The sequence below is a fragment of the Fibrella rubiginis genome (genome assembly GCF_017353185.1).
Classification (GTDB): domain Bacteria; phylum Bacteroidota; class Bacteroidia; order Cytophagales; family Spirosomataceae; genus Fibrella; species Fibrella rubiginis.
This window is the reverse complement of sequence record NZ_JAFMYV010000003.1, coordinates 549,245-561,566: the sequence shown is the minus strand read 5'-3', so window position 1 is coordinate 561,566 and position 12,322 is coordinate 549,245. Positions and strand designations below refer to the sequence as shown.

At 51.9% G+C, this 12,322-nt stretch carries 12 protein-coding genes; 2 read left to right on the top strand and 10 right to left on the bottom strand.

Annotated features, from left to right (window positions below):
- Window positions 1-36 precede the first annotated feature (36 nt).
- Window positions 37-420, top strand: coding sequence for a hypothetical protein (locus J2I47_RS09210; protein WP_207364264.1), 384 nt, complete (start codon window positions 37-39; stop codon window positions 418-420).
- Between the two features lie 3 nt (window positions 421-423).
- On the opposite strand, the gene nadD is transcribed toward J2I47_RS09210, so the two are convergent.
- From nadD to J2I47_RS09155, 10 genes are all read right to left on the bottom strand, one after another.
- Window positions 424-1,008 (bottom strand): nicotinate (nicotinamide) nucleotide adenylyltransferase, encoded by a 585-nt coding sequence (nadD, locus tag J2I47_RS09205; protein WP_207364263.1) that lies wholly within the window; start codon window positions 1,006-1,008, stop codon window positions 424-426.
- A 4-nt stretch (window positions 1,009-1,012) separates the two neighbouring features.
- Window positions 1,013-1,612 (bottom strand): guanylate kinase, encoded by a 600-nt coding sequence (gene gmk, locus J2I47_RS09200; protein WP_207364307.1) that lies wholly within the window; start codon window positions 1,610-1,612, stop codon window positions 1,013-1,015.
- 470 nt (window positions 1,613-2,082) lie between these two features.
- On the bottom strand, window positions 2,083-2,700 hold the full coding sequence (locus J2I47_RS09190; protein WP_207336441.1) for a sigma-70 family RNA polymerase sigma factor: 618 nt from the start codon (window positions 2,698-2,700) through the stop codon (window positions 2,083-2,085).
- Between the two features lie 202 nt (window positions 2,701-2,902).
- A complete protein-coding gene (locus J2I47_RS09185; RefSeq protein ID WP_207364262.1) occupies window positions 2,903-3,409 on the bottom strand; it encodes a hypothetical protein in 507 nt (168 codons plus the stop codon).
- Between the two features lie 24 nt (window positions 3,410-3,433).
- Window positions 3,434-4,270: a rod shape-determining protein MreC gene (gene mreC, locus J2I47_RS09180; protein WP_207364261.1), complete on the bottom strand. Its 837-nt coding sequence runs from the start codon at window positions 4,268-4,270 to the stop codon at window positions 3,434-3,436.
- A 151-nt stretch (window positions 4,271-4,421) separates the two neighbouring features.
- Window positions 4,422-5,447: a rod shape-determining protein gene (locus tag J2I47_RS09175; RefSeq protein WP_085411377.1), complete on the bottom strand. Its 1,026-nt coding sequence runs from the start codon at window positions 5,445-5,447 to the stop codon at window positions 4,422-4,424.
- A gap of 303 nt (window positions 5,448-5,750) precedes the next feature.
- Window positions 5,751-5,951, bottom strand: a complete 201-nt coding sequence (locus J2I47_RS09170; protein WP_207364260.1) for a BF3379 family histone-like protein — start codon at window positions 5,949-5,951, stop codon at window positions 5,751-5,753.
- A 137-nt stretch (window positions 5,952-6,088) separates the two neighbouring features.
- Complete coding sequence (locus tag J2I47_RS09165; protein ID WP_207364259.1) at window positions 6,089-7,393, bottom strand: aminotransferase class I/II-fold pyridoxal phosphate-dependent enzyme; 1,305 nt, start codon at window positions 7,391-7,393, stop codon at window positions 6,089-6,091.
- 166 nt (window positions 7,394-7,559) lie between these two features.
- A complete protein-coding gene (locus J2I47_RS09160; RefSeq protein WP_207364258.1) occupies window positions 7,560-9,224 on the bottom strand; it encodes an amidase in 1,665 nt (554 codons plus the stop codon).
- A gap of 107 nt (window positions 9,225-9,331) precedes the next feature.
- Complete coding sequence (locus J2I47_RS09155; protein ID WP_207364257.1) at window positions 9,332-9,910, bottom strand: thioredoxin family protein; 579 nt, start codon at window positions 9,908-9,910, stop codon at window positions 9,332-9,334.
- Between the two features lie 275 nt (window positions 9,911-10,185).
- On the opposite strand from J2I47_RS09155, the gene J2I47_RS09150 reads away from it, so the two are divergent.
- A complete protein-coding gene (locus J2I47_RS09150; RefSeq protein WP_207364256.1) occupies window positions 10,186-12,270 on the top strand; it encodes a 7TM diverse intracellular signaling domain-containing protein in 2,085 nt (694 codons plus the stop codon).
- Window positions 12,271-12,322 lie beyond the last annotated feature (52 nt).

The following is a 12,322-nucleotide window of genomic DNA, read 5'->3' as shown; positions in this document are numbered from 1 at the left end:
TCAACGGCTTTGCTACACTTATATACCATCTGTCGAATGCTACGTAGAGAAATTATTTTGTTGAGTCTGCTGCTTTGCTTGGGTTGTGCCGGACCCGACACCCTGGGTGCCTTAAACCTGAAAGCGTGGCGCGACGACCGGGGCGGTTGTAAAGGAGACAGGCAGCAGCAACTAGCCAACTTTCAGCAGGTTAAAGATCAGCTTAAAGGCATGCACGTCAACGATCTGGGCAAATACCTGGGTCGGCCTGATGTGAATCAGATTGAAGATCGTAACCAAAAGTACTACGTCTACTATGTAGAAAAAGGCCCCCAGTGCAGCGACAATGCGGGTGCTAAATCAACCGCTAAAAGCATTGCCCTGCGGATTAGTGCTATTGGTCTCGTTACCGAAATCAGGGTGCAGGCAGGGGTGCCGTGAGGGCTACAAATAAAATTTTTTGCGTGTAATCATCTCCTCCACCACGTCCGGCACCATGTAGCGGATAGACCGGTTGGTGCGGATGGCCTCGCGGATGAACGTGGCTGAAATGTCGAGTAAAGGAGATTGTACCAGCCGTACGTTAGTATGAGTCAGGAACGGGCTGGGCGTGGCTGTAGGCTCACGAACGGGGCGGGGGTATACGTAGAGCCCAGTTTCTGTCAAAATGCGCTCATGCTCTTTCCAGTTGGCAAACTGTGCCAAATTGTCTTCCCCCATAATTAACCGAAATGTGTGCTGCGGAAATTTCTCACGCAGACGATCCAGCGTATCAATCGTGTAGCTGGGCTTGGGCATTGAGAACTCTATGTCGGTGGCTTTTAGCCGGTTATTGTCGGCAATGGCACGCTCTACCATGTCGAGCCGGTCAAACTCATGTAGCAGACTCTTGGTCTTTTTAAACGGATTCTGCGGTGACACCACAAACCAGACCTGATCCAGATCAGTGGTTGTAGCCATGGTGTTGGCAATGATCAGGTGCCCAATGTGAATAGGGTTGAACGACCCAAAGAAGAGACCAATGTTCATACACTTAAATAACAGTCGCCTTGGGAGGAACGATGTCGTGCTGAATAAAATCGTCGATGAGTTTCTGGGCTTTGACTAGTGATTCCTCCAACTTGTCATTAACCAGCACTACGTCGAAGCGATCCTGAAACGACATCTCGAAATAGACTTTAAACAGGCGTTTCGACAGGCTGTCTTCGGTTTCTGTGCCCCGGCCAATCAGCCGTTGGCGCAGGGTTTCTTCGTTGGGTACTTTCACGAAAACAGACAGGGCCTGATCGCCATAGTACTCTTTCAACTTCAGTCCACCCTGCACATCAACATCGAAAAGTACGTGTTTGCCTGAATCCCAAAGTCGCTGAATTTCAGCCTTTAAGGTGCCGTAGAAAGCGCCTACGTAGACTTCTTCCCATTCCACAAACTCATCGGCATCTATTTTCTGTTTGAACTCCTCGGGCGTCAGGAAGTAATAATCTTTGCCGTTCTGCTCGTCGCGGCCCCGACGGTCGCGGGTGCAGGCTGAGATCGAAAAGCCCAGGTTGGCGTTGGTGTTCAGCAGGTGGTGAACAATAGTGGTTTTGCCCGAACCGGACGGAGCCGAGAAGATGATGAGTTTACCTTTCAAAGCCTGTTTTTTGGTCAAAAGTACAAAAACGAATCGGGGTAAGTGAAGGGGCTGATGACTCAACCAATTCACTTACCCCGATTGGGTGCCGTTTAAGGGCTACTTAGCTAAATGTGGCGATGCGCGTTCGGATCGATTCGATCAGCTGCTCCGGGCAGCATCGTTTTTCCATCCGGTTTTGCAACAATGCTTTCACCTCTTTTTCAAGATGGTACATCTGGATGCACGGTTGGCAAGACTCCAGATTGCGTTGAAGTTGGTCTAGATCCTTCTCCGTCGCAGCACCATCGAGAACCATCTGGATAAATTTCAGACAGTCGGACTGATGCTCACACGTGTGTTTCATACTCCTCGGGACCTCCGACGGCGATTTTGGCAATGACGTTTGCATTGGAAAAATTTTATTTATTCCAAGATTAGTGATATTGTTGCTATCAGTCTAACCAACGTATGTATCGTAAAAGTTCGCTTTAGTCGTCAATATTTTCGTTGTATCCCATTGACGCCGCATAATCGCGCAGCTTTTCTTTCAACAGGTTACGTGCTCTGTGCAACCGTGAGCGAACAGTACCAATGGGAATGTCCAGAATCTTGGCCATTTCTTCGTAGGTAAAGCCTTCAATGTCGCACAGAATAATGACGGTACGGAAGTCAACCGGCAACGAGTTCAGGGCCGTTGCCACTTCATCGCCAATCAGATCAGACACGGTCTCGGCCCGCAGGTCGACGGTGTGTTCGGTCTCTGAATCTTCGGAATTGTAGGTCGTTTCAACGTCCTGGTAATCAACCTTTGCAGGCTCCTTACTTTTCTTCCGATAGTCGTTGATGAAGCTATTCTTCAGGATTCTGAACAGCCATGCTTTGGCGTTAGTTCCTTGCTCAAATGACGAGATGAAGCGAAAAGCCTTCAGATACGTGTCCTGCACGAGGTCGTTGGCATCGTCTTCGTCCATCGTCAAACGGAACGCGAAATTGTACATGGAGTCGATGTGGGGCATGAACTCCTTATTGAAGATCTGATATTTCTGATCGTCGGTATATCCGCGTGTGGGCGTGGTGTCTGACATGGTTTCGGGCATTGTCGACATAAAAGTAGGCGTTAAAAAACGTTCAGCCTCGACTACCGATTGATTTGTGAAAAGCACAACAACCGTTCTAATGGGGAGTCGCCGACAAGGACTATACCGCAAAAACCAAACCTTTGTTTAATAATACCGTGAATCGGCCAAAATGGCAGAACCAACGATGGTCTGTTTGTGTTGTAAGCCCTTTTTGCCGGAATAACCAGACTTAATTTCGGGTGAAGAATTGGATCAGTACAATGCTCATTGTGGTAAATACCGCACTGGCACCAATCCGGAACAACGTAGGAATAAGCAGACTGAAGCTACCCGCTTCAATAAGAAACAGTGCGCTGTGGTGAATAAACACCAGCACAAGGACGTATTTGAAAAAATCGACAAACCCCAGTTCCTGAAGTGTAAACAGTACGCGTGCTTCCTGAATGCGCTGAGCCATCTGTACACGCACCACCAGCGGACGTACGTAGGCCATAAGCACTGTGGCAGCCGCATGCATACCCAGCGTGTTGTAGAACGTATCGACGATGACACCCGTGGCAAAGGCAATGAGCAACACCACGGTTTGGCTTAGCTCATTGGGCAACAGCAGAATACAGGCCACGTATAGAAAGCAGAAACCATAATCGAACAGAACCAGGTTTCTGACGATCAGGATCTGGAGCGTCAGGTAGAGTACAAAAAGCAGAATGGTGGAAATAATTTCGCGTAGAGTCATGGGGCGGGGGCAACAACAGCAGGCTTACCGTTCGCTGTCAACTTGCTGCTCAACTTGCTCTTGCTGAGCGCGTAACTGATTGTCGACTACATAGACGAACGAAAGGTTGCCAAAGTTAGTCGACAGATCGATGGTCAGGTCGTGAAAAGGTTGGTTGGTCTGCGCACCGATCGTGCGTACGCGCCCAATGAGAATGCCTGGTGGAAACACGGTGTTGTGGTCAGACGTGACCACCGAATCCTGCAGAGCCACGGGCTTGTAGCGTGGAATGTCGAGCAGGCTCATGCGCGTGGGGTCGGCACCCATCCAGCGCGCCGTACCAATCTCATTAGCTTTTACCAAACTGGCCGACACGTAGAATTTAGAATGCAGAATAGACGTGACTACCGAAAAATGTTCGTTGCACGATTTCACGCTGCCGACAATGCCCGTTGGTGAAATAACACCCATACCTGGCCTGAGACCGTCGGCAGTGCCTTTGTCGATAGTGAGGTAGTTGTTGGCCAGCGTGGTGGTATTGTTGATCACCTTGGCTACCGTAAACTTAAACCGGTTGGCAAAGACCGAGTCGGCGCGGTAGGCAGTCGGTGCGCCCGGCGATACTTGTTGCAGTTTGGTGAGTTGCTGACGAAGCTGATTATTCTCGGAAGCCAGATCGGCGTTTACCTGCCGCAAATTAGTGTACTCCTGCGCTGTATTCGACCACGCCAGCATCTGGGCGGCGTACCGGTTAGAGGTGTTGAAAAAACTCGCGCTCCAGTAATTATTGGTATTGACGATAAAGTAGAAGCACAGCACCTCCAGCAACACAAACAGGATGAAGTTGCGGCTTTGGGCAATAAAGGCAAAGAGTTGTTCCACTTTGACAAAGAAACAGGAAGCAAGAGGTAAGAAGCAAGAAACAAGAGGCGAGAGATGAAAGACAAGAATTAAAACACAGTTACTTTTCTTGCTTCTTGTTTCTTACCTCTTGTTTCTTGCTTCTTACCTCTTGCTTCTTGTTTCTAACAACCTACGAGATCAGTACTGACTTATAGAGATCGAGGTTCTTGATCACCTCACCAGTGCCTTTTACCACGGCCTTGAGCGGGTCGTCGGCTACGTGAATGGGCAGTTTTGTCTTGCTGGCCAGCCGCTTGTCGAGGCCGTGCAGCAGTGCACCACCGCCCGTGAGGTGAATACCGTTGGTGTAGATATCGGCCGAGAGTTCGGGCGGCGACACCTCCAGGGCTTTCATCACGGCCTCCTCGATCTTTGAAATAGACTTGTCGAGGGCGTAGGCAATCTCGCTGTAGGTGACCTTGATTTCTTTAGGGATACCTGTCATCAGATCACGTCCACGAATTTCGTAGTCAGCGGGCGGGTTGTCGAGCTCAGGCAGGGCTGAACCAACTTCCATCTTGATCTGCTCGGCAGAGCGCTCACCAATGAGCAGGTTGTGCTCACGGCGCATGTAGTCTACAATATCACGGGTGAACACATCACCAGCAATGCGGATCGACTGTTCGCAAACGATGCCCGATAAGGCAATCACAGCGATTTCGGTAGTACCACCCCCGATGTCAACGATCATGGTGCCGTTGGGCTGGGTGATGTCAATACCGATACCGATAGCGGCCGCAATGGGTTCGTGCACCATATATACTTCTTTGGCTCCGGCGTGTTCGGCGGAGTCTTTAACGGCGCGTTTTTCTACCTCCGTAATACCCGACGGAATGCAGATCACCATGCGGTGTGAAGGAGAAAAAAGCCGGTTGCCCGACTCAATCATCTTTATCAACCCCCGAATCATCAATTCTGCCGCTGTAAAATCGGCGATTACGCCGTCTTTGAGGGGACGAATGGTTTTGATGTTTTCGTTGGTCTTTTCGTGCATCTGCATCGCTTTATGTCCAATGGCCAGCACTTTACCGCTAACCTTGTCCATGGCGATGATCGACGGTTCGTCGACCACAATCCGGTCTTTATGAATAATGAGTGTATTGGCGGTGCCCAAGTCAATGGCAATGTCGCTGGTCAAGAAATTAAAAAGTCCCATTTCAGGCTGGTTACGTATTATCGGATGCGTTGTTTGGCTACTAAGAGAGGATGAAACGGGTGCTAAGACGCTGAAAAGAGGTTCCTGTACCCAACGGCGGCTTCTGAGAGACAGCCATTGGGTCTTGTTTCCGGCGTTTTAGTTCCTGCTTTCAAAAAGGCACACAAAAGTAGGGATAATTAAAGAGAAGTCTAGCCCAGTGTTTGCGTCGACTTTTGTTTTCTCCGTGATAGTCAGCCTCCTAAAACACAAAACCCACCCTGCTGGTCTCAGCGGGGTGGGTTTTGTGAAAACAACCTGTAGTTACTTTTTGGCAGTGCCGGTTGTGGCCGCGGCATTTTTTTTATCCTGCACCTCAGACCGAATGTTCTGGGCCATGGTTTTCAGGTCTTGCATGCCTTTCCGTACGCGAGTTCCAGCAGCCTGATTCTCTTTGTCGTAAAATTTGTCGAAGTCACCTTCGAGTGACATAATCAGGTTCTTTACTTCCTCAAAGCGTGTCATACGATTGGGGTTTATGTGTGAAAATGTGCTTAAATACGCTAAAAACGCGGATTTGGGCGAAATATAACTATTCTCACATACATCGCAAGAGAGGTGTCAAAAAAATAGCCGAATAATGCAACTAAAGGAAGCTAAGATTACTCAGCGGCAGAGCCTGAGACTGCTACTTCGGCCAATTCAGCCAAATTTGGCCTGTTTTCACTATTGTAGTCGCCATTTACCAGTTTCGCGTAGATCTCGCTGAACACCTTGAGCGTATACTGCACATCGTCGAGCGAGTGAGCAGCCGTGGGAATGATCCGGAGCATCACCACTTCCTTCGGGACAACAGGGTAATGCACAATAGAGCAGAATACGCCGTAGTTTTCGCGCATGTCGCGCACCATAGCAGTGGCGGCGGGTAACCCACCATTATGCTGCAGCAGCACCGGCGTCACCGGCGACTGCGTGTCACCGATGTTGAAGCCCCGCTCGCGCAGGCCATCCTGCAAGGCCCGGACATTTTCCCATAGTTTCTCGCGAAGTTCGGGGTGGTTCTTGATCAGTTCCAGGCGTTTCATGGCACCCACCACATAAGGCATCGGCAGCGCCTTGGCGTAGGTCTGCGAACGCATGTTGTATTTGAGGTACATGATGATGTCGCGGTCTGCGGCCACAAACGCACCAATGGCGGCCATCGACTTGGCAAACGTGGAGAAATACACGTCAATGCCGTCCTGGCAGTTAAGCATTTCGCCAACGCCCGCGCCGGTGGCACCCATGGTACCGAAACCGTGGGCGTCATCAACCAGCAGGCGGAAGTTGTATTTCTCCTTCAACGCCACAATCTGATCCAGGCTGCCCACTTTACCCGACATGCCGAAAACGCCCTCGGTGATGACCAGGATACCACCGTTCTTTTCGGCGGCTTTCTTGGTGGCCCGCTGCAGGTTTTTCTCCAGGCTGGCCATGTCGTTGTGGTTGAACTTATAATATTCGCCCATCTTGGCTTTATGCAGCCGGATGCCGTCAATAAGGCAGGCGTGGCACTCTGCGTCGTATACGATCACGTCGCGGTGGTCAACTAGTGCTTCAATGGCCGACATGACGCCCTGGTAACCGTAGTTGAGCAGGAACGCGTCTTCCTTACCCATAAACTCGGCCAGTTGCTGCTCCAGCTCTTCATGCATGTCGCTGTTGCCCGACATCATCCGTGCACCCATTGGGTAGGCAAGGCCCCAGTCGGCAGTGCCCTGCGTGTCTGCTTCGCGTACTTCGGGGTGGTTGGCCAGGCCCAGATAGTTGTTCAGGCTCCAGTTCAATACCTGCTTGCCTTTGAAAGTCATATAAGGCCCCAGGTCGCCGCTGAGCTTCGGAAAAACAAAGTAATGATGGGCGTTAAATTCTACGGAAGACGAGCCGATTGGGCCGAGGTTCCTACGGAGTTTCTCAAATAAATCCACTTTATAAAGCCGTTTTAGGGCTTATGGCCCTGTCTTGAATGTATTTAGTGCAAAAATAAGAAATAATGATTTGTAGTTCAACGTCCAAGGTTTAAAGTCCAAAGTTACTTCGCGCACTAACCACAAAGTGCGGGGCAGCTTTAGACGTTGAACCTTAGATTTTGACCTACAGGTTAGGATGTTTCTTGTGCCAGTCGGTGGCATCCTGATACGCTTTGGCTATGGCCAGTAGCTGCCCTTCGGCAAACAGTTGTCCATTGAAAGTGATGCTGGAAGGCGTTTTTTCGGCGTTGAATCCGTTGGGAAGCACTATGCAGGGGTGGCCGGTGAGGTTGGTTAAGGTGAGGTTGCCACCCGCATAGGTTGGCGACATATACACGTCTATGTTCGCTTTTTTCAGTAGGTCATGCATCTGGTTGATGAGCTGTGTACGGATGCGGTTGGCCTGCACATACTCAACAGCGGGAATGAACCGCGCCGAGCGAAACCGATTGGGCCAGGCGTTTTTCTGTTGCCGAACCAGCATATCATCGCGGCCATCGCGGGTAAGCTCATCAAAGGCGGCAGCCCCTTCCACACCGATAATCATCGTGAGGGCACCATAGCGGAAGGCAGGTAGTTCAATAGGTACGAGCGTGGCTCCCAGTTTCGTGAGCATGTCGAGGGTGGCTTTGTCATTGGCCTTGTTGGGGTAATCGCCGTCAAATGCCTTTTGTACCACACCTACCCGCACACCCTTGAGCGACACGTTTGGGGCATACCGGAAAGGCACTTTTAGCACCGTAGGGTCGAGGCCATCCGGCCCCTGAATGGCGCGAAACACCAGGGCCAGATCGTTCACCGAGCGGGTCATAGGGCCAATTTTGTCCATCGACCACGACAGGGCCATTGCCCCGTGCCGACTCACGCGCCCATAGGTAGGACGCAGGCCCGTAACGCCACAAATTGTTGATGGTGACACGATTGAACCCAGGGTTTCGGTGCCGATGGCAAATGGCAGCAGCCCCGCCGCCACCGCACTGCCCGACCCTGCTGATGAGCCGCTGGAACCGTTTTCGGGCTTCCAGGGATTGCGGCTTTTTCCGCCAAACCAGACATCGCCCATGGCCAGTTCACCCATGGCCAGCTTGGCGCAAAGCACCGCCCCAGCTGACTGTAAGCGCTGGATTACCGTGGCATCGTAATTAAATGACTGGTTTTTGTAAGGCACTGACCCCCAGGTTGTTTTGTAGTCTTTTTGAGCCAGCAAATCTTTAGCGCCGTAAGGTATACCGTGCAGCGGTCCCCGGTAGTGGCCGGACTTGATTTCGGCATCGGCGCGGCGCGCCTGCTTCAGCGCAAGGTCTTCGGTGAGGGTAATTACGTTAAAGAGTTTCGGTCCATACGTTTTCAGCCGGTTGAGAAAAAACTGGGTCAGGTCTACCGATGAAATCTGTTTTGTCCGAATTAACTCACCCAGTTCCGCCACCGTGTAGAAAGCCAGATCGTCGCGGTTGGTTGGCAGTTTGACTCCGGTGGGTGGGGGCGAAAGAAACGAGTCGGTACCCTGAGGTAGCTGAAAGCCAGTGGGCAGCGGGCTGAAATACAGCGCAGGTGCCACGTCGTTGGTGAGCTTGGCGGTACGGATGGTTTCGTAATCGCGGCGTTGGTCAGCCAGGTTGTCGAGCATGGAATCGCGCTCGGCGGGGGAGAAAGAGAGGCCCATCAGCCGCGACGCCACGTCGGCCATTTCGGCAGTAAGGGGTTGCTTGGGGTCGTCGTGGGCGTTGAGAAAGGCACCAGCCACGAAGCTAACGGCGCAGAGTGTAAGAAGCGTAACGGGTTTTTTCATGAAGTAAGTCTACCAGAGTAGAACGACACAGGCCTAAGCGACGTAAAAATGAGCAAACTCATTTACGTTGCCTAGGCCTGTGTCAGGTTTTATCAACCCATGTATGCTTACTTGCCTGTACCAGCTACGGGCATGGCGGGCTGGAATTCTTTGACGTAAGTACCGGTCTTGAAATCGTCGAATTTTTCTTTAGCCTGGAAATCACCGCCAAAGTAGGTGATGATCTGATGGAAGGTGCGCGGCTCCAGAAAACCCGATATGGGTTGAATCATTTCCATTTTTTCGTTCATGAAAACGGTGGTCGGGTAACCCATCTGGCCTTTCAGCAGCGAAACAGCCAGTTCGTGAGCGTTGCCCTGCTTTTTGAACGTGTGATCACCGATGGTGACGTCTTCGTTCATTTCGGCGTTGAGCTTCACGGCATAATAGTGCGTGTTGACGTAGTCGATGATAGCGGGCTGGCTGAACGTGCGTTGATCCATCACCTTGCACCACCCACACCAGTCGGTATAGACGTCGATGACGAGTTTGCGGGGGGCCTTCCTGTTCAGTTCGTAGGCCTCCTTAAACGTCATCCAGTTGATCTTGGCCGGGTTTGGTTTTGGAACATCGGCAGGTTTGAAACCCGACAGGCTAATCAGAAACACAGCCGTCAAGGCAAGCAGGATAAGGGAAAAACGGCGCATAAAATTGATTATTAATAGACTAGTCAAATAACGTCAAAAAGTGGGCCGGGAATGCAGGCCGGAAGCGGAAAGATGAGGTTTCTGTGCCACTCACATAAAAAATAAAGCCTTATGGATTGGTTGTCATTACTTTAACAAAGCCCAATCGTCAAAATTCTAGTATTAGGTCTATAGGCCTAATTACCAATAGTGTTACCGGTTGAACAGCAGTTAGCAACGGGCATCCAATTGGGGTGCTTATGTTCGTTTATCTGATAAAACAGCCCATCGTGGGGATGATACGTATAGGGAAATCAGTCATTGTTTTGGTACTGTTGCTGCTGGCAGCCCGGCCACATGTATACGCGCAGGCAACCGATGTAGTTGCGCTAACGCCTACCGACGATTTACTGACGGCCTTACGCATCGAGAGTTCACTGAGTGTATTTATTGACTCACTGCATCACCGCACCGTACGCGATATTCAGGTCATGCCATTCAGCCCCGTTGGCCGGGCGGTGCCCAATGCGGGCTACACCAGCGAACAAGCCCGCGCTAACCCTATATGGCTGCGGTTTCGGGTGCAAAACGCGACCAACAAGCCTATTCCCCTGTTTGTGCGTGTCAATTTCTGGTGTTTCGAGTCGCTGCAGCTATTTGTCACGCAGACGCCGGAAAAAACAAGCGCACAAACAGGCAGTGAGGCGTTGATCCGTCTGTTGCCTCCACGGGTGTCGCGGGCGGTTTCCACAACGGCCGTTGATTCGCTGCCTGGGCTACTGGCCGCCTCGCCGGTGGTAGGCTGGCGCACACCGGTGGCCGCCCGACCGGTGCATAACCGCCACTTCTTTTTCCCCGTCACTGTGCCCGCCGGGGCCGATTATACCGTATACCTGCGGACGCTGAAAGTGCGGGGTGCACAAGTGGTGCCTGTGTCGCTACTACGGCAGGCAGCCTACGAAACCTGGATGCAGCGCGATTATCTGTTCTGGGGCGGCGTGCTCATGACCTTGCTGTTTGTGTCTCTGATGAGCTTCTTTTTCTTCATTACCACCCGCGATCCCATCTACTGGACCTACCTGCTGTGCGTGATTTGCCTGATTGGCTTTATGGTGATCAACAACGGGTTTCTGAACCAGTTTGCGCCATCGGTACAATTCTGGTTGCCCCGGCAAAACTGCTATTTCCTGTTTCCGCTGCTGCTCTTCTACTCCAATCTGGTGTTCGTGCGGACGTTTTTACCACTCAAAAAAACACCCCTTCGCTGGCTTCACCGACTTAGTGCGGGTGTATTGCTGGCGGGGTTATTCTGCGTACTGATGCTGGTGGTCGAAAACTGGGTGCAGTTGTCGTCGCCCGTCGAAATGGCCTTTCTGCGGCTGTTTACGCTCTTCTACTGGTTGCCCATGCCCGTGATGGCCGCCTACGTGGTTATGAGCCTCTACCGCCGCTATTACCGGAGTGCCGCCTGGCTCTATCTGGTGGCTATCACCCCGTTCTACATCCTCAATTTTGGGCAGGTAGTTGCCAATTTCGGGCTTATTCCCACCTACCGTCCGCTGGTTAATTTCGACATCTACGCCGCCACGGGGCTGTTTGAAGTGCTGGCCCTGACGTTTGGACTGGCCTACCGTTACAAGCTCATGCGCGACAATTCCGACCGCCTGCTGAGCAGTCAGCGGGAGCAGGAACGGACCACGTTTGCCACCGAAGTACAGACGCTGGCGCAGAAGAACAGTTTGCTGGAAGAGCGCGAACGCATTGCCCGCGACCTGCACGACAACGTGGGAGCGCAACTAGCGTTTATGATTACCAGCCTGCTGCACATTGGTCGGCAGGTAGAGCAACAGCCTATTGTGAACGGAAAAATTCAGGCTGAGCAGCTGCGCACCATCGTTGGTTATGCCCGCGATGCCATCCGCACCCTGCGCGAAACGATCTGGGCCATCCAGCAGGAACGGTTTACCCTGGCCGAATTTGAAGAACGCCTGAACCAGTACGTAAACCGGTATGTGCAACAAACCAACGGCCTCGACGTGGTTGTTGAGGTCGAGGGCGATTCGGGGCAGCCACTGACCTCGGCGCAGGTGCTGAATCTGTTTCGTATTGTGCAGGAAGCCCTCAGCAACGTGGTGCAGCACGCCCGCGCCACCGAGGCCACAGTACGCCTGCAAACCCAGCCAAACGGTACCTTCTGCCTTACCATCCAGGACAATGGCCAGGGTCTGAACTTCTCGCCCGATGATGCTGACAACGGCGAACGGCACTACGGCATCAGTAACATGAAACGCCGCACCGAAGAACTGGGTGCCAGTTTCCGCATTTACGCCAACGCCGGAACCGTGGTAGAGGCCCGCCGCGAAGCAGAAATGGCAAACTGAGCGAGTGTTGTTGATCCCATCCAGCAGGAGTATTTCCTCTTCAGTAAGAACG